Origin of the sequence: Streptomyces peucetius (assembly GCF_025854275.1) — a bacterium.
Taxonomy (GTDB): Bacteria; Actinomycetota; Actinomycetes; order Streptomycetales; family Streptomycetaceae; genus Streptomyces; species Streptomyces peucetius_A.
In genome coordinates, this window is sequence record NZ_CP107567.1 from 4,158,237 (window position 1) to 4,174,649 (window position 16,413).

Genomic DNA, 16,413 nt, shown 5'->3' on the forward strand with positions numbered 1-16,413 from the left:
GCATCGACCGTGCCGGGCGAGCGCCCGGCCGAGGAAGAAGAGAAGCCGGGGGATCCATGGACCTGCTGACCATCGGGGCGTTCGCCCGTGTCTCCCGGCTGTCGGCGAAGGCACTGCGCCGCTACGACGAACTGGGCCTGCTGCGCCCCGCCCGCACCGACCCCTTCACCGGCTACCGGTACTACGACGAGGCGCAGTCCGAACGCGCCCGGCTGGTGGCATGGCTGCGGCGGATCGGCATGCCGCTGGCCCGCATCCGCGGGGTCTGCGACCTCGCCGAGGCGGACGCCCCGGCGGCGGCCCGGGAGATCCGGGCGTACTGGGCCCGGGTGGAGGCGGAGACCTCCGCGCGCAGGGACCTGGCGGACTTCCTCGTGGACCAGCTCTCCGGGAAGGACACCCGACCGATGCCCCAGCTCACCACTCCCCTGGCGATCCGCTACGCCGCCTGCTCGGACCGCGGACTCGTCAGGGACTCCAACCAGGACGTGGCCTACGCCGGATCACGGTTGCTCGCCGTCGCCGACGGGTTCGGCACCGACGGCGGACGGGCCGGCTCCGGTGCGGTCGACGCGCTCAGGGCCCTCGAGACCGAGGTGGCGGAGGTGGCGGAGGCACCCGGGAGCGCGGGCGCGGCCCCGCCTCGCGCCGGTGACCTGCTCAACGCCCTCGAGGACGCCGTCCAGCAGGCCAACGCCGCGGTCCGCGGCCTCGACGGCTCCGGTACGACGCTGACCGCGATGGTGTGGACCGGATCGCGGCTGGCGCTCGTCCACATCGGGGACAGCCGCGCGTACCTGCTGCGCGACGGGCGGTTCTTCCGGATCACGCACGACCACACGGTGGTCCAGTCGATGATCGACGAAGGCCGCCTCGACGCGGAGGAGGCGGCCTCCCACCCCCAGCGGTCCATGTTGCTGCGGGCCCTGGACGGCAGCGAGGAGCCCGTGCGGCCGGATCTGCGGCTGCACGAGGCGAGGCCGGGCGACCGGTACCTGCTCTGCTCAGACGGGCTGTCGGTGGCCGTGCCGCACGCGGACATCAGGCGGACCGTCGAGTCCGTCGCCGAGCCGGACGACGCGGTCGCCCGGCTGATCGGGCTCGCCCACGACGCCGGTGCCCCCGACAACGTCGCCTGTGTGGTGGCGGACGTGGTCGAGGGCGTGGTCGAGGGGCCCGCCTGACCGGGCCGACTGGGTCGCGCGGCGGGGACTGAGGTCAGGCGGGCCCGCCGCGCACCACGACGACCGGGCACGGAGCGTGCTGGGTCAGGTGCAGGCCGACGGAGCCGAGCAGGGTCGCCTTGAAGCCGCTGTAGCCGCGATCGCCCACCACCAGCAGCGACGCGCCCTCGGACCGGTCCATCAGGGCCTGCGCCGGGTTGCCGATGAGGACCGTGCGGGTCACGGCGGCGGCCTCGTCGCCGAGCGTCTGCTCCAGGGTCTCGTCGAGCACCTGGGCCGCCAGCTTCTGCGGGTCGAAGTCGGCCGGGGTGGCGGCGACCAGGGTGGTCCAGCCGGCGGCCGGGTACTCCCAGCTGATGACGGCCTCCAGGGAGTCCCCGGTCAGCCCGGCCTGCCGTACCGCCCAGCGCAGGGCTCTGATCGACGGCTCCGAGCCGTCCACGCCGACGACGATCCTGCCTGCGGCTGCCTTGTCCGCCATGCCCGCCACCTCCGTAGCAGTAGCTCACTGCAAGCCTACGTAAAACTACGCAAACAGGTCCGCGGTGGCCGTGTCCCGGCGAGGCTCGTCTGTGGTCCGCCGGGCCATCAGCGCCGCGAGCTCGCTGCCCGCGCGGGCGATGCGGTCGGGCAGGGCGGCCGTCATCGAGTCGCCCGTACCGCCCCAGTCCTCCGACGCCGCGTACACGGCAGTCGGCACGACGAGGGCCCGCAGGTGGGCGAAGAGCGGCCGCAGGGCGTGCTCCAGCACTGGGGGGCACCCCCAGGCCCCCAGGCCTGGGGGAGAGTGCCGGGCGGTTCCGCCGGTCGCCGCGATCAGCACCGGCTTGCCGGTGAGCGCGTCGGGCTCGATCAGGTCGAAGAACGACTTGAACAGTCCGCTGTACGAGGCGTGAACACGGGCGTCACGGCTATCAGCCTGTCGGCACCCGGTGGTGGGGGCGGGGGGCGGGGGCCAGAAGATGTTGTTTTGACATCCTCCCCCTCGAAAGACTCCGTTCGGGAATCTCATGCGAGGGGGATTCCAATTCCAGTGGATTGAGGTTCACGGGCGCTCGAGCGGCCGGTGGCCACTGTCACCCCTCCGGCACCGGCTGTACGCCGGGGGCGGGGGATGCCGCCCTGTCCTGCCGCGACGTTGCATGACGCGTTCTCATCGGCGTTGCAGGTGAAGCCGCAGGACACGCAGACGAACTCGGCTTGGCTCTTGCGCGAGTTCTTCTCGATCCATCCGCAGGCGCTGCACCGCAGAGATGTGTAGGGGGCGGGTACGGCCTCGACCCGGCCGGGAGCCTTCTCCTCGGTACGCCGACGGAGCAGGCCCCAGCCGTGGGCGAGGACCGCCCGGTTCAGTCCGGCCTTCTGCCTGACCTGCTTGCCGGGCTGCTCGACCGTTCCCTTGGCGGAGGCGGTCATGTTCTTGATGTTCAGTTTCTCGAACCGCACGAGGTCGCAGGTGCGGGCGAGGATCGTCGAGGTCTTCTCGCACCAGTCCTTGCGCCGGTCGGCCTCACGCGCCTTGAGCTTGGCAACCTTGGCGTACCCGGCCCTCTTGCGGTCGCTGCCCTTGGGGGCGCGGGCTGCGCGGCGCTGGTGCTTGCGGATCTGTGCCCACTCCTTGGTGGTGAGCTGCGGGCAGTTCAGTTTCCGTCCGTCGGAGAGGGCTGCGGTGATCTTCACACCGCGGTCGATGCCGATTACCTTGCCCGTGCCGGGGGCCTCGATGGCATCGGGGATCACCGCGAACGCGATGTGCCACTGGTTGTTGCGGAAGGTGACCCGGAAGGTCTTCGCTGCGGGGAGTTCGGCGCGACACAGCCGGAAACGGACCCAGCCGCAGCCGGGAACCTTCACCTGTGCCCACCGCCGGTTCAGCTTGCGAACCACAACGGAACGGCCGTGAACCTGCCTGCCGGTCTTCGCGTTCAGCTTCGGCGAACCGTCCGGCCGGAACTCCGGAACGCGGTCGGTGCCGATGACGCGGAAGCCCTCATGCCGGTACTTCTTCCGCCAGGTCGGCTCCCCGAACCCGGAGACGAACCTGGCCGTCTTGGCCTTTGCGAAGTCCTTCAAGGCCTGCTGCTGCACATCCGCGTTCCCAGCGGCGAGCCATGCGTTGTCACGGCGCGCCTCGGTGAGTTGCCTGCACTGCTCCGCGAACCCTGGGCCGGATTTCCGGCCCGGCCTCCAGTGCGCGTGCTGCTCGACGGCCAGGTTCCACACGTACCGGGCGTGCGCGCAGTGTTCGAGCATGACGCCCGCCTGCCCACCCGTCGGATACATACAGAAACGTGACATGCCGCCAACGTAGCCACAAAGTCCTATTGCCCTCCCCGCATCCAACCAGGCTCACCCGAACGAGTGGCCGACCATCCAGGCCGCGGTTTCCCCGGCTCCGGGGGAGAGTCGCGCTCAGCCCGACCCCGTGGCTCCCGGGAAGAGCTGGCGGAAGGCGTCCGCCGACTCGGAGCCGGAGCGGCCGAAGGGCGCGTCGAAGTCCCACACCAGGAAGAGCAGGAAGGCGATCAGCGCGCTGAAGAGCCCGGCGAGCAGCAGTTCACGGAACGAGCGGCCGATCTGCATGGTGAAGATCAGCCCGATCGTCACGACGGCCCCGCTGATCAGCCCGAACCACACGATGCCCGGCAGCGTCTCGCCGGCGCCCGCCGCCCGGGCGTTGCGCGCGTCCTCCGCCGCGGCCACCTGGTCGAGCATCGGTTGGTAGGCCTGCGCCTCCAACTCGTTCTTCGGCTCGCGCTCGGCGATGTCGGACCGCACCGCCGCGAGCAGCTCCGTCCCGCGCGACGACAGCTCCTGGTGCTCGACCATCCGCGGCCACTCCGCCTCGACGACCTCCGAGACGTAGGTGTCGATGTCCGCCCGGAGCCGGTCACGGAAGTCGGCCGGGTAGACCTGGACCCGCTGGGTGACCTCGTGCAGCGCCTGCGCCTCCGCGCGTACGGCGTCCTGTGCCGCCCCGCGCGCCTCCCACACGCCGGCGATCGCGAGGCCGAGCACGATCGCGTACACGACGCCGACCATCATCACCATGTACTCGAGCACGTCCGGTGTCTTCGGCGCCTCCCGGTCGTCGAGGCCGGCCGCAGCCGTGGCGCCCCGCGGGGCGCGCTGGCTGAGGACCGTGACGACGAGGACGACGGCGCAGGCGGCCGCCATCACGACGGCGAGGACCAGCCATTCGGACATGAGGGTCTCCGGTGGTGTGGGGAGTGGTCGGGCTGTTGCGTGGCGGGGCGTGTTCAGGCGCGGCCGCGCCGGCCGGCGGACTGCGAACGGGGGCGCAGCAGGGCCGCGGCGAGCACGGCCGGGATGGTGGTGACGAGCATCAGGACCGTGAGCGGCGTCCCCGTGTGCCCGGGCGCGCGGGTCGGGGGCCGGTACGTGCGGATGGCGACGGCCTCCGCACGCGTCGGCGGCGGAACCGCGGCGGGCGGCGCGGGGGCCGCCGGCTCGGGGGGTGCCGGCTCCGGGGCCGCCGGGGGCGGGGCCGGTGGGCCGGCCTGCGCGGCGGGCGGTGACGGCGGCGCGCCGGAGGGCGAGGGCGTGGGCGACGGCGAGGGCGGCGCCGGGGTGGTGGGGTCCGGGGGTGACGGCTCCGGTGGCGGTGGCTCCGGCGACGGCGGGGTGGGCGGCGCGGGAGGGGTCGGAGTGGGCGGGGGAGGCGTCGGCGTGGGCTTCGGCGTGCAGTGCCCGAGGCCGATCGTCACGGAGACCGTGCCGAAGACCAGGCCCGGCACCGTCGCCGACACCGACAGGACGAGCGCCGGCCGACTCCGCCCCGGCCCCGGCTCCTGTCCGGACGCGCCGACCGGCGCTGCCCCCGTCGCGGCGACCGCCACTTCGGCGGACGCGGCGACCGGCGTTCCCGCAGGCGCCACGACCGCTGCTTCCGCCCTCCCCGGTCCGTCTGCCTCCCCGGACGAGGGGGCCACGACGCCCGCCCCCTGTGCTCCGAGAACCGCCGCGACACCCAGTGCGCTCACGTGCTGCCATCCCGCCACGGCGCCAAGGTAGAGGTCGGGAACGCAGTCGTATGACCAGAATCACCCGTATGGCTGATCAGTCCATTTGTACGCCTGGCACCGGCTGTGGCGCGGATCATTTTGCACTTTGTTGCACAAGGGTCGTCCGGCCCGCTAGAACTTCAGTCGACACCCCGTGCGAGGAGGCACCGATGACGACGAGTACGAGCACCACCACGGCCGGGCCGGCGCCGTACCCGCATCTGCTGAGCCCGCTCGACCTCGGGTTCACCACGCTGCCGAACCGGGTACTGATGGGCTCCATGCACGTCGGCCTCGAAGAGGCCGAGCGCGGGTTCGAGCGGATGGCCGCCTTCTACGCGGAGCGCGCCCGCGGCGGCGTCGGCCTCATCGTCACCGGCGGCATCGCCCCCAACGACCGCGGCCGCCCCTACGAGGGCGGGGCCCGGCTCACGACCGAGGACGAGGCCGCGCAGCACCGGGTCGTCACCGACGCCGTGCACGCCGAGGGCGGCCGGATCGCCATGCAGATCCTCCACTTCGGCCGGTACGCGTACCACCAGGACCTCGTCGCCCCCAGCGCGATCCAGGCCCCCATCAGCCCCTTCGTCCCGCACGCCCTGACCGACGCCGAGATCGAGGAGACGATCGGGGACTTCGTCCGCGCGGCCGTCCTCGCCAGGTCGGCCGGATACGACGGCGTCGAGATCATGGGCTCCGAGGGCTACTTCATCAACGAGTTCATCGCGAGCGCCACCAATCACCGCACCGACCGCTGGGGCGGCAGCTACGAGAACCGCACCCGGCTGCCCCTGGAGATCGTCCGCCGCACCCGCGAGGCGGTCGGAGAAGACTTCATCCTGATCTACCGGCTCTCCATGCTGGACCTGGTGCCCGGCGGCTCCTCCCTCGAAGAGGTCGTCACGCTCGCCAAGGGGATCGAGGCGGCCGGGGCCACGATCATCAACACCGGCATCGGCTGGCACGAGGCCCGTATCCCCACCATCGCGACGTCCGTGCCGCGCGGCGCGTACACCTGGGTCACCAAGAAGCTGATGGGCGCCGTCTCGGTGCCGCTGGTGACCAGCAACCGCATCAACACGCCCGAGGTCGCCGAGCAGGTCCTCGCCGACGGCCGCGCCGACATGGTCTCGATGGCCCGCCCGTTCCTCGCCGACCCCGAGTTCGTGGCCAAGGCACGGGCCGGCCGCCCCGACACCATCAACACCTGCATCGGCTGCAACCAGGCCTGCCTGGACCACACCTTCAGCCTCAAGATCACCTCCTGCCTGGTCAACCCGCGTGCCTGCCACGAGACCGAGCTCGTCCTCGCGCCCACCCGGCTGAAAAAGCGCGTCGCGATCGTCGGCGCCGGGCCGGCCGGGCTCGCCTGCGCGGTCTCCGCTGCCGGACGCGGCCACGACGTGACGCTGTTCGACGCCGCCGACGAGGTCGGCGGCCAGCTGAACATCGCCAAGCGCATCCCGGGCAAGGAGGAGTTCGACGAGACGCTGCGCTACTACCGCACGCAGCTGAAGGAGCACGGCGTCCGGGTCCGCCTCGGCGTCCGCGTCACCGCCGACGACCTGCCGGCCGCCGACTTCGACGAGGTTGTCGTCGCCACCGGTGTCACGCCCCGGACCCCCGAGATCGACGGCGTCGACCACCCCAGCGTCGTCAGCTACCTCGACGTGCTGCGCGACGGCGCGCCCGTCGGCGAGCGGGTGGCCGTCATCGGCGCCGGCGGCATCGGCTTCGACGTCGCCGAGTTCCTCACCGACGGCGGCGAGGGCGCGAGCCTGGACCCGTCGACGTACTTCCGTCAGTGGGGCGTCGACATGGACTACGCGGGGCCCGGCGGGCTGACGAAGCCCGAGCGCCCGGCTCCGCCGCGCGCCGTGCACCTGCTCCAGCGCAAGACCAGCAAGGTCGGCGCCGGGCTCGGGAAGACGACGGGCTGGATCCACCGCACGGAGCTCAAGCACCGCGGGGTGACGATGACGGCGGGAGCCACGTACGACCGGATCGACGACGAGGGCCTGCACCTCACCGTCGACGGCACGGCGTCCGTCCTGCCCGTCGACACGGTGGTGCTCTGCACCGGCCAGGAGCCGCAGCGTTCGCTGTACGAGGAGTTGACCGAGGCGGGCCGTACGGTCCATCTGATCGGCGGCGCGGACGTGGCCGCGGAGCTGGACGCGAAGCGCGCCATCGACCAGGGCACCCGGCTGGCGGCTGCCTTGTGAGCACCCCGGGGCGCCTGTGATCGCGAGGCCGGGCCGGGAGGGCGACGCGACCGCGTCGCCCTCCCGGCCGTTTCCCGTCCGGTCATGACCCGGTCATACCCGTGGCATACCATGCGCACGACATTCATAAGAATTATGTAAGAGGACGTACCTGCCATGGCTCTGCGCACCCTGTCCCGTCCCCTGCGCGGCATGTCCGCCGTCGTCGCCCTGCTCGCGGTCGGCGCGGTGGGGTGCTCGGAAGCCATCGAGAGCGCCAAGGACGGCGTGAAGAAGGCGGCTCGCCAGCAATCGGTGTTCTCGCTCGCCATCGGTGACTGCTACAACCCGAACACCAAGGCGACCGAGGGCGAGACGTTCGCCATCGAGGTGGTGCCGTGCGCCGAGCCCCACCAGGGCCAGGTCGTCGGCGAGTTCAAGCTCGACGAGGGCAAGGCGTTCCCCGGCAACGAGGCGATCTGGGCGATCGCCGACGAGCGGTGCCCGGTCGAGGCGCAGAAGTTCGCCCCGGACACCTGGGCGCTCCCTGCGGGTGTCGACATCCTCCACTACACCCCGACCCAGGAGAGCTGGTCGACCGGCGACCGCGCCGTGAGCTGCACCTACACCAAGGAGAAAGGCACGTTCAGCGGCTCCCTGAAGGCCGGTGGCGATGTCTCGAAGCCCGGCCAGGCCGAGTACCTCAAGGGCGCCAACGCCGTGTACGACGCCCTGTGGACGACCCAGCCCGAGGCGGAGACCGTCGACGACGACCTCGACGGCTACAAGGCTCAGGCCAAGGCCGTCGCCGCCGCCCTCGACACGCACCTCGAGGGCCTCGAGGGCATCGACGGCACGGAGACGGGCAAGCTCCGCGCCCAGCTGGTGAAGACCGCCGACCAGTGGAAGAAGGCCGCGACGGCCGCCGACGTGGACGCGTTCTACGCCGCCTACGACCCGGCCTTCACCGGTCTCGACCCGAAGAAGACGGTCGCTGCCCGCAAGGAACTGGGCCTGGCGACCACCGTCCCGGCCGACGAGGCCGAGGTCTGGGCGAGCTGACGCCGCCGGGGGCGTCGGGGGGCCTGACGGCCCAGAGGCAGGCCGACCTCCCCCCCGGCGCGTGCGGGGCCGTGTCCGCCGGGGCACCGGCCCCGCCGCACGGCCCCGCGCGAGCCGGAGCCAGGGGCACTCCCCGCGTCGGACGGGTCCTACGATGCGGCCATGTCCCTGCCCCACGCGATCCTCACGGCCCTTCTCGAGAAACCCTCGTCGGGCCTGGAGCTGACCCGCCGTTTCGACAAGTCGATCGGCTACTTCTGGTCGGCCACCCACCAGCAGATCTACCGCGAACTGGGCAAGCTCGAGCAGGCCGGGCACATCCGGGCCCTGCCCTCCGAGCAGCCGACGCGAGGGCAGAAGAAGGACTACGAGGTACTGCCCGCGGGCCGGGAGGAACTGGCGGCCTGGGTCACCCGCCCCGAGGATCCCCGGCAGATCCGCGACCCGCTGCTGCTGCGGCTGCGCGCGGCAGCGGTGGTCGGCGGCGCGGACATGGAGGCGGAGCTCGTACGCCATCTGGAGCTGCACCGCACCCAGTTGGCCGGATACCTGGCGATCGAGGAACGCGACTTCCCGCCGGAGCGCCGGGTCAGCAGGGAGGACCGGCTGCGCCATGTGGTGCTGCGGGGCGGCATCGAGCTGGAGACGTTCTGGACGAAGTGGCTGACGGACACGCTCTTTGAGCTCACGGCCCCGGCCCTCGACCTCGCCGGCGAGCAGACCCCCGCCCCGGGGCCGCCCCCGGGCCCCGCCACGCACCCGGATGCGCCAGGTGAGCCGTCCCGGGATGCGTGATCTGACGACCCGTGAGACCGTCGCCGCGTGACGGACTTCTTGATCGCGGTCGTCTGCGTGGCCGCTCTCATCCTGTTGCTGAAATCCGCCGTGGGCTTCGCCCGGGCCGCCGGCGCCGACCCCTCCGCGGAGGCCCGCTCCGTGACGTCGGCCCTCTACGGCTGCGGAGTCGCCGTGCTGGCCCTCGGCCTCTTCATCACGCTCACCTGACCCCGGCCGGCCCCGCCCGCGGGCTCTACGCCCGGGGCACCTGAAGCAGCCCGCCGTACTCGTAGAGGCCCTTGCCGTCCTTCTTGCCCTTGGAGGCACCGAGGTAGGGCGCGAGGTCCGCGTGCACCGGGGCGAGCGGCGGCTGGTCGGGATCGGGCCGCCAGTGGGCCAGATCGACCAGTCCCGGTTCCACCGGCACCAGCCCCTCCACCAGCGCGTCGACCTCGGCCGGGGTCCGCGTCTGCCACGGGATGCCGCGCGACGCGATGTGCGCGGTCATCTCGGCCCCGCGGACCGGATCGTCGCAGACGACGTGCGAGAAGCCGACGCAGCTGCCCGGCGCCGCCCGGTCGACGACCGTACGCAGGATCCGGCGCGGTTCGTCGGCGTCGACGAGGTGGTGTCCCACGGAGAGGAACAGCACCGCCACCGGTTCGCGGAAGTCGATCAGACGGCGCACGTCGGGATGGTCCATCACCGACCGCTGGTCCCGCATGTCGGCGGTGATGACGGTGGTCGTCGCGTTGTCGGCGAGCAGCGCATGCCCGTGCGCGAGCACGATCGGGTCGATGTCCACGTACACGACACGGGCGTCCGGCGCGAAGCGCTGAGCCACCTGGTGGACGTTGTTGTCGGTGGGCAGCCCGCAGCCCATGTCGAGGAACTGACGGATCCCCATCTCCTGCGCCAGATGGCGCACCGCCCGGAAGAGGAACTGCCGGTTCTGTCGGGCGATGTCCACGCACTCCGGGAAGTCCGGCAGCGTGGCGAGACAGAAGGCCCGGTCGACCTCGTAGTTGTCCTTGCCGCCCAGCATCCATCCGTAGGCCCGGGCGGAAGTCGGCACGTCGTACGGTATCGAGACCTCGTCGGGCCGGTTCTCATCGCTCACAGCGTGCTCTCCGCCTCTTCCGGATGTCGGTGTGCCGGGCCACGTCGTGGCGACACTACTTCGCCCGGAAGGACGTCCGACCGTATCCGGCCAGCCGGCGGTGACCGGCGCACCGGGTCCCCTGCACCAGCAGGGGACCGACGGCGGTTTCGCGCTGCGGTTCGTCCGAGACGGATGTGCAGGGCCGCACAGAGAGGGAGGCTCAGTACCCGTCCAGCGCGGAGGGGATCCGCTTCGTCTCAGCACCTACCCTGATGTCCGTACCGCCGAGCAGCGTGTTCGTGGCACGGAGCGATGCCTTCTCGCCGCTCAGCCGGTTCAGCAGAGCCTTGACCTGTCCTTCCCAGGTCTTGTGCGCGGCTTTGAGCGCACCCGACGTCACCCAGCCCTCGCCGTCCTTGGGAGCGAAGGCTTTGACGACGGCGCCGGTTGACTCCTCTGCGACGTCTCCTGCCCTGCGCGTGTCGGGTTCGATGTACTTCTCGATGGAGTCCGCGGCCTTCTTCTTCTGCGCCGGAGAGGAAGCCAGGTAGGGGCCGTGAAAGTTGCCGTTGCCGCCCGGATCCGTCGGAACCTGGTTCAGTCGCATCTCCACCGGCACTCCTGGCATTCCGTGTGCGTCGGTTTCATTCATCGCGTACCGCCCCCTCAGTCGCAGTTCAGTGCCGTGCGTGCCGCTTCGCTGAATGCCTTGGCCAGCCCAGCGGTGTCCGGCAGGCCCGTCCCAGCGAGGTCATTCTTTTCGACGTACCGGTAGTCGAAGGCGAAGACGGTCTCCTTACCGCCGCAGACCGAACGGGAGAAGTCTCTGCTCCCGAGCGGCTTCACCAGTGGCGGATCGCTCACAATCGCCAGACGAGCGAAGGGCCCTTCCTCGTCTCCCTCAAAGGTGAGATCGCAGTACAGGCCGTCACGCAGAGAACCGGTCATCTGATTCATCACCCGCTCGCCCTTGGGGCCCTTTACCGCCTTGAGCCGGAAGCCGGGGACCCCGCAGAGGTTGGCGAGGTCCGCCGCCTCCTCCGCGGAGGGTGAGAGATGGCGCGTCGGCTCATTGTGGCCGGGTGCGGAGCAGTCGGCTGATCCGGAGGAGATCGCCTTCGAGGCGGAGATCAGCAGGCGACCCATGCCTTCGGAGTCTCCTCCCGAATCGCCGGTCGTGATCGCAGCACGCACCACGGGCTGTGGACCCTTCTCGCTTGCGGTGTCCACACAGGACGGTGGAAGCAGCGCCCAGCCGGAGTAGTCGTCGTACGCGCCGTGTGTCCCGCCGGTCATGACGTGCCGTGTCCCCGAGATGTCCCAGGCGCCCAGTTCGAAGGGGAAAGCGGCATCCTCGGACACGGTCCGAAGGCTGAGTTGTCTACTCCCGCCCGGCAGCCAGCTCTCCTGCCGGATCGTGCATGTGGTGTCGGAGTCCTCGGACGCCGATACGCGACCAGGACCGCCGCCCAGGGCCGCGGACGCCTCGTCCGGCGTCACCCAGCCGTGGCAGATCCGTTCCGGCGTCAGGATGTTCGTGTTGAAGAACGCGAACGTTCCGGCGAGTACGGCCATCACGGCCACCGTCCCCGCGATCAGGTACCGACGTCGCGACGGCCTCGGAGGAGGGGTCGCGCCATCCATAGGGTCGGTGCTTTCCACGTGTGTCACTCCCACCCGAGATAGACGGCAGCGTCCCCACGCGACGTTCCGTAGGAGACTTTCGCTTCGTCTCTCATGGCCTGCCAGGCCACCCAGTTCGGATCGTTCTTCTTGTTCTCCTCGTCGTGGATGTCCACGCCTCGGTCCTCCGCCCAGCGGTCGATCATGTCGTACGTACCGTTGATGCCGGCCGCGTAGTGATCCGAGTTCTTCTCCTGAGCCTGCGAACTGGCCGTGTCGGCCACATCCTTCGACCATTCGTATGTCGCCGCGTCCACAAGCCGCTGGGCTGTGTCGCCGAGTACGGGCAGTCCCGTGATGGGCGCGCCGATCCCGTGGTATGCGTATTTGGCCATGTCGTTGGCGGCGCCGATCTTGCCGTCGCGTTCGTCCAGAATCACATCGGTGCCGATCGAGTTCATCGCTCCCGTCACAGCGCCGAGGTCGTGCGCCGGGTTCTTCCAGGCGTCGTTGCCCGGCCCGCCTGATTCGGGTGCTTGCGTCAACTGGTCCAAGGCGTAGAGCCGCTGGGTGTCCTGGAGCAGGGCGTATGTCTGGTCGTCGGACGACACGCCACGCATCACCCGCATCAGGCTGTCCTTGCCGACGGTGATGCCGGCATCCTCGCCGTTCTGCCAGATCTTGTCCTTGCCCTCGGGGCTGCCGTACTTGGTGCCGTTCTCGGCGAGGATGCTGTGGTTGTCCTGGGCGTAGTCGGCAATCGCGTGGCCGAGCGGCTTGTGCAGGTTGGCGTGGATCGACTCTCCGCCCGCGCCGTCGTCGAGGATGCCGATCGTTCGCTGCATGACCCGGGCCTGCTCGGCCGTGTGCGGGCCCGGCTTGCCGCCCGACTCGCCCTCGCGCAGTGGCTCATGGCCGGTCGTCGCCGCTTCGAGGGCCAGACCGAGTCCCAACCGGCTGGTCGGATCGTCGAGGGTGGTGACGGAGATGCCGGTAATGGTGTTCTTCGGCCATTCGCGTGCGTCGTCTCCGCTGCCGAGCAGATAGTCGAGGTGGTTGTTGCCGACATGGTTCGGGGGCTTGCCATTGCCGTCCGGGTCGAAGAAGGCCGTAGCGGCGTCCGGGTTCCTGCTCATCAGACCGAGGACACCGTCCACCGCGTCCGTTTCGATGCCCTTGTGGCCCGGGCCCCACATGGTGAAAATCCCCGGGTGGTCCTTCTCGGCCTTGATGGTCTGATCGCCGAGGTCGTAGAGGAACTGGTCGTCGAAGTCGGTGTTCGCGTGCTGCATCAGGCTGACGTAGGCCTGGTAGCCGTACAGCGGGTTGGTGTTCGGACCGAAGTTCTTCGTCCCCTCCTTCTTCATCTCGTCCGTCCACTCCTTGTAGAACGCACCGTCCTTGCTCGCCAGCCAGGCGTTGAACTTGTCGGAACCGGGCGGCATGTCCTTCACACTGCCGGGCACGGCTGTCGCCGTTGCCACGCTGTTGGCCAGATGCTTCTGCATCTCCGCCAGTTGCAGTTTCTCCGAGCCCTCGGCGCCGGAGAACCGTTCATTGAGCTCATTGCCCAGCTTGATCGTGGACTCCGGCCCGAGATCGTCCAGCAGCAGCCGGCTGAACGCCTTGTCGTCGTGATTGTCGCGCAGCGCCCGCCGCAGTTCCTCGAGCTCCTTGGCCGAGACCTTCGCCATCGGCGACCCGCTTGGCGACGTCCTTGACCGCTTCTGCCTCGTATGCCTCGACGTCGCCCTTCGCGCCGGCGTTGAAGCCGCCCGGCATCCCGTGGAGGAGATCACTGTCCTTGACGACTGCGTCCAGGGCGATCTTGCACGTCGTCCTTGTAGCGCTGCTCCACATGGTCGAAGAATTCCTTCGCCATGTCGTCCCACTTCTTGGCCGCAGTCGTGAGCGTCGACAGGTCGGTGGTCATCACTTCGTGGTAGCTCGGCACGTCCGCTTCCCCCGGTGGCGTCGATCAGGACAACTGTCCGCGATGCTATCGCCGACGGTTTGACGCGCTCCAAGTCCCCTGTCCGTGCGGGCGCTGGGGCGGAACACAGGACGGCGACGGCCGGAGCGCCCGCGGTGGGCATTTCCCACTGCCGTCGCCCGATGTGAGCCGGAGGCCGCCGTGGCCGGAGGGTCAGGGGCCCGGGGCCGGGGGTGTGCGGCTCACCGTTCGGCCCAGTGCGCTCGCGGTCCGGGCGAACGCCGCCGCGTCCAGGACGGCGGCGCCGCCGTGGTCGTTGTTGAAGTAGACGTACACGTCGTCCTCGTCCGGCCAGGTGCCGGCGATGCGGCCGGTCCAGGAGCGCAGGGCCCTGCGGCCGTAGCGCGGTACCGGACGGGCGATGCCGGCGTGGAAGCGTACGTAGCCCCATGACGCCGTCCGCCACAGCGGTGTGACCGGTCGCGAGGCCCGGTCGGCCCAGCACAGGGCGGCGTCGTGCCGCTCCAGCACCGCGCGCAGCCGGGCCTGTCGAAGCTCGGCGACGCGATGGCCTCCATCAGGAGCATGGGCGAGATCCAGGTTCCGCCGCTGCCCGAGGGTGCGTTCGCCGTTCTCTCGCGCACTGTCACGCTCCCCGAGGGCACGCCGATCCCTGCGGGCGCGGTCGACCTCGGGGACGGCATGGTCCAGCTCCCGCGGCGCGGGGAGGTCCCGGCCGGCGCGGTGGCGGTGCCGGAAGGCACCGTCAAGATCCCGGCCGGCGCGACAGCACTGCCGCCAGGCACGGCGCCGCTGCCCGGGGGAGGCCAGGGACTTCTACTACAACGCCCAGGGCGACCTGTTCGGCCCCGACGGCACCCTCCTGCGGTGACCGGCTGGCGCGATCGGCGCGAGAGTGAGACCTGAAACGGCTAGGAGTACAGTCCTTAGGGCTGTACTCCTAAGGAGGTTGCATGCAACGTCGATCTCGGCCCGGTAAGCCTCCCCATGTCTTCGACCGCAGCCCCGAGTGGGACGGCCTTGCAGCCTTTGCGGAGCGCCCGCTGCCGCATGCCATGCTCGGGATCGTCAGTGGTAGGCGCCGCATGGGGAAGACCTATCTCCTGCGCGCGCTGGTCGAGCAGTACGGGGGCTTCTACTTCGGGGCCACGGCCGCGACGGAGACCGAGTCGCTGCGCCAGTTCGCTGCTGCGCTCGCAGAACACGTGGGGTCTCCGGTCGCTTTCTCCTTCGCCACGTGGGACGACGCGGTGTCCTACCTGTTCGGGCTTGCCGCGCCACGAGACGGGCAGATGCCGCTGCTTGTGGTCATCGACGAGTTCCCCTATCTGGCGAAGACCGCTCCCGAGCTGCCGTCCCTGATCCAGCGGGAGATCGACCGCTTCCAGGTCGAGGAGAGCCGTATGCGGCTGCTCCTGTGCGGTTCCGCGATGTCCGTCATGGGCGGTCTGCTGGCGAGCACCGCGCCCTTGCGTGGACGGGCGCAACTGGAGCTTGTCGTACGCCCCTTCGGGTACCGGGCGGCTGCCGAGTTCTGGGGTGTCGCGAGCAGTCCGGCTCTTGCGGCACAGCTCCACGCCGTGGTCGGCGGCACGCCGGCATACCGGCGGCAGTTCCTGGCGGACGATGTTCCCGGCAGTCCGGAGGAGTTCGACGACTGGCTCTGCCGTACGGTTCTGTCGCCCCGCAGCCCTCTCTTCCGCGAGGCCCGTTATCTGCTCGCCGAGGAGGCGGACATCCGGGACACCGCGCTGTACCACTCGGTCCTGGCCGCGGTTGCGCAGGGCAACAGCACCCGGGGCGGGATCGCCGGGTACATCGGCCGCAAGTCCGTGGACATCTCACACCCCCTGAATGTTCTGGACGACAGTCATCTGCTGGTGCGGGAAGCCGATGTGTTCAGGGCCGGGAAGTCGCAGTACCGCATCACCGAACCGCTGATCAACTTCTACGAGGCCGTGATGCGGCCGTCCTGGGCGCGGCTGGAGAGCGGGCAGGCAGTGGACGTCTGGGCGCAGTCGGCGGAGCGTTTCGCGGCGCAGGTGGCCGGGCCGCACTTCGAGGCGATGTGCCGGGAGTACGTGCTCGGGTCCGGGCGGGCTCTCGTCGGCTCGGCGCTCGGGCAGGTTGGCAGTGGGGTCGTGACCGACCAGGCGGCACGGCGGCAGATCGAGATCGACGTGGCGGTCGTCGAACCGGGGTCGGGCGGCAGCAGCTCGGCGGTGCACCTGCTCGGGGAAGCGAAGTGGGGCACGGTCATGGGCCTGAGCCACCTGGAGCGGCTCGCCCGTGCGCGGGAGCTTCTCGCCGGGCGTGGGCTGGACACCACCGGATGCGCGCTTGTCTGTTTCAGCGGCGTGGGGTTCAGCGAGGCTCTGCGCGTCGACGCGGCGCGGCGTGGTGACGTACGGCTCGTCGGCCTTGACGAGCTCTACGGCTGAACGGCACCTGGAAGCGTGGCGCAGGATCAGACGCCGGTCAC

16 protein-coding genes and 2 pseudogenes are annotated in these 16,413 nt (G+C 70.4%); 7 read left to right on the forward strand and 11 right to left on the reverse strand.

All coding sequences use genetic code 11. The features are described 5' to 3' along the window. Positions 1–56 precede the first annotated feature (56 nt). Positions 57–1,184 carry a MerR family transcriptional regulator gene (locus OGH68_RS19125; protein WP_264245591.1) on the forward strand — a complete coding sequence of 376 codons (1,128 nt, stop codon included), beginning with the start codon at positions 57–59 and terminating at the stop codon, positions 1,182–1,184. 34 nt (positions 1,185–1,218) lie between these two features. Here the strand turns inward: OGH68_RS19125 and OGH68_RS19130 are convergent, their stop codons facing one another. The 5 genes and pseudogenes from OGH68_RS19130 to OGH68_RS19150 form a co-directional block, all read right to left on the reverse strand. Then, positions 1,219–1,665, reverse strand: coding sequence for a universal stress protein (locus tag OGH68_RS19130; protein ID WP_264245594.1), 447 nt, complete (start codon positions 1,663–1,665; stop codon positions 1,219–1,221). Between the two features lie 45 nt (positions 1,666–1,710). Beyond that, a pseudogene (locus tag OGH68_RS19135) lies at positions 1,711–2,111 on the reverse strand (NAD(P)H-dependent oxidoreductase); the annotation flags it as partial. A gap of 81 nt (positions 2,112–2,192) precedes the next feature. After that, positions 2,193–3,482, reverse strand: coding sequence for an RNA-guided endonuclease InsQ/TnpB family protein (locus tag OGH68_RS19140; protein WP_264245597.1), 1,290 nt, complete (start codon positions 3,480–3,482; stop codon positions 2,193–2,195). A 114-nt stretch (positions 3,483–3,596) separates the two neighbouring features. Beyond that, a complete protein-coding gene (locus OGH68_RS19145; protein WP_264245598.1) occupies positions 3,597–4,391 on the reverse strand; it encodes a DUF4239 domain-containing protein in 795 nt (264 codons plus the stop codon). Between the two features lie 53 nt (positions 4,392–4,444). Then, positions 4,445–5,206, reverse strand: coding sequence for a hypothetical protein (locus OGH68_RS19150; protein WP_264245600.1), 762 nt, complete (start codon positions 5,204–5,206; stop codon positions 4,445–4,447). 173 nt (positions 5,207–5,379) lie between these two features. Between OGH68_RS19150 and OGH68_RS19155 the strand changes: the two genes are divergently transcribed. The 4 genes from OGH68_RS19155 (at position 5,380) to OGH68_RS19170 (ending at position 9,480) form a co-directional block, all read left to right on the forward strand. Continuing rightward, entirely contained in the window at positions 5,380–7,434 is a 2,055-nt protein-coding gene (locus OGH68_RS19155; protein WP_264245601.1) for an NADPH-dependent 2,4-dienoyl-CoA reductase, read from the forward strand. 156 nt (positions 7,435–7,590) lie between these two features. Then, positions 7,591–8,475: a septum formation family protein gene (locus OGH68_RS19160; RefSeq protein ID WP_264245603.1), complete on the forward strand. Its 885-nt coding sequence runs from the start codon at positions 7,591–7,593 to the stop codon at positions 8,473–8,475. A gap of 162 nt (positions 8,476–8,637) precedes the next feature. After that, positions 8,638–9,270 (forward strand): PadR family transcriptional regulator, encoded by a 633-nt coding sequence (locus tag OGH68_RS19165; protein WP_264245604.1) that lies wholly within the window; start codon positions 8,638–8,640, stop codon positions 9,268–9,270. A 27-nt stretch (positions 9,271–9,297) separates the two neighbouring features. Next, positions 9,298–9,480 carry a hypothetical protein gene (locus tag OGH68_RS19170; RefSeq protein ID WP_264245606.1) on the forward strand — a complete coding sequence of 61 codons (183 nt, stop codon included), beginning with the start codon at positions 9,298–9,300 and terminating at the stop codon, positions 9,478–9,480. A 25-nt stretch (positions 9,481–9,505) separates the two neighbouring features. Here OGH68_RS19170 and OGH68_RS19175 read toward each other — a convergent pair whose 3' ends face one another. The 6 genes and pseudogenes from OGH68_RS19175 to OGH68_RS19200 all read right to left on the reverse strand — a co-directional run. Next, positions 9,506–10,372: an SAM-dependent methyltransferase gene (locus tag OGH68_RS19175; RefSeq protein ID WP_264245608.1), complete on the reverse strand. Its 867-nt coding sequence runs from the start codon at positions 10,370–10,372 to the stop codon at positions 9,506–9,508. Positions 10,373–10,574: 202 nt separating this feature from the next. Further along, complete coding sequence (locus OGH68_RS19180) at positions 10,575–10,961, reverse strand: hypothetical protein (RefSeq protein WP_264250168.1); 387 nt, start codon at positions 10,959–10,961, stop codon at positions 10,575–10,577. Positions 10,962–11,020: 59 nt separating this feature from the next. Further along, complete coding sequence (locus tag OGH68_RS19185) at positions 11,021–11,929, reverse strand: hypothetical protein (protein ID WP_264245609.1); 909 nt, start codon at positions 11,927–11,929, stop codon at positions 11,021–11,023. A gap of 92 nt (positions 11,930–12,021) precedes the next feature. Then, positions 12,022–13,671, reverse strand: coding sequence for a hypothetical protein (locus OGH68_RS19190; RefSeq protein ID WP_264245612.1), 1,650 nt, complete (start codon positions 13,669–13,671; stop codon positions 12,022–12,024). A gap of 101 nt (positions 13,672–13,772) precedes the next feature. After that, on the reverse strand, positions 13,773–13,910 hold the full coding sequence (locus OGH68_RS19195; protein WP_264245614.1) for a hypothetical protein: 138 nt from the start codon (positions 13,908–13,910) through the stop codon (positions 13,773–13,775). A gap of 213 nt (positions 13,911–14,123) precedes the next feature. Then, positions 14,124–14,450 (reverse strand): annotated as a pseudogene (locus OGH68_RS19200) (DUF72 domain-containing protein); the annotation flags it as partial. Between OGH68_RS19200 and OGH68_RS19205 the strand changes: the two are divergent. Beyond that, positions 14,427–14,837 (forward strand): hypothetical protein, encoded by a 411-nt coding sequence (locus OGH68_RS19205; protein WP_264245616.1) that lies wholly within the window; start codon positions 14,427–14,429, stop codon positions 14,835–14,837. The pseudogene OGH68_RS19200 and the gene OGH68_RS19205 overlap by 24 nt on opposite strands. A gap of 47 nt (positions 14,838–14,884) precedes the next feature. Then, on the forward strand, positions 14,885–16,372 hold the full coding sequence (locus OGH68_RS19210) for an AAA family ATPase (RefSeq protein WP_264245618.1): 1,488 nt from the start codon (positions 14,885–14,887) through the stop codon (positions 16,370–16,372). Positions 16,373–16,413: the final 41 nt, after the last annotated feature.

What these genes read in the sequence shown, in the direction of transcription:
- OGH68_RS19125 (WP_264245591.1), top strand. Translation starts at nt 57, where the DNA reads ATGGACCTGCTGACCATCGGGGCGTTCGCCCGTGTCTCCCGGCTGTCG.
- OGH68_RS19130 (WP_264245594.1), bottom strand. Translation starts at nt 1,665, where the DNA reads ATGGCGGACAAGGCAGCCGCAGGCAGGATCGTCGTCGGCGTGGACGGC.
- OGH68_RS19140 (WP_264245597.1), bottom strand. Translation starts at nt 3,482, where the DNA reads ATGTCACGTTTCTGTATGTATCCGACGGGTGGGCAGGCGGGCGTCATG.
- OGH68_RS19145 (WP_264245598.1), bottom strand. Translation starts at nt 4,391, where the DNA reads ATGTCCGAATGGCTGGTCCTCGCCGTCGTGATGGCGGCCGCCTGCGCC.
- OGH68_RS19155 (WP_264245601.1), top strand. Translation starts at nt 5,380, where the DNA reads ATGACGACGAGTACGAGCACCACCACGGCCGGGCCGGCGCCGTACCCG.
- OGH68_RS19160 (WP_264245603.1), top strand. Translation starts at nt 7,591, where the DNA reads ATGGCTCTGCGCACCCTGTCCCGTCCCCTGCGCGGCATGTCCGCCGTC.
- OGH68_RS19165 (WP_264245604.1), top strand. Translation starts at nt 8,638, where the DNA reads ATGTCCCTGCCCCACGCGATCCTCACGGCCCTTCTCGAGAAACCCTCG.
- OGH68_RS19180 (WP_264250168.1), bottom strand. Translation starts at nt 10,961, where the DNA reads ATGCGACTGAACCAGGTTCCGACGGATCCGGGCGGCAACGGCAACTTT.
- OGH68_RS19185 (WP_264245609.1), bottom strand. Translation starts at nt 11,929, where the DNA reads ATGGCCGTACTCGCCGGAACGTTCGCGTTCTTCAACACGAACATCCTG.
- OGH68_RS19190 (WP_264245612.1), bottom strand. Translation starts at nt 13,671, where the DNA reads ATGGCGAAGGTCTCGGCCAAGGAGCTCGAGGAACTGCGGCGGGCGCTG.
- OGH68_RS19195 (WP_264245614.1), bottom strand. Translation starts at nt 13,910, where the DNA reads ATGACCACCGACCTGTCGACGCTCACGACTGCGGCCAAGAAGTGGGAC.
- OGH68_RS19210 (WP_264245618.1), top strand. Translation starts at nt 14,885, where the DNA reads ATGCAACGTCGATCTCGGCCCGGTAAGCCTCCCCATGTCTTCGACCGC.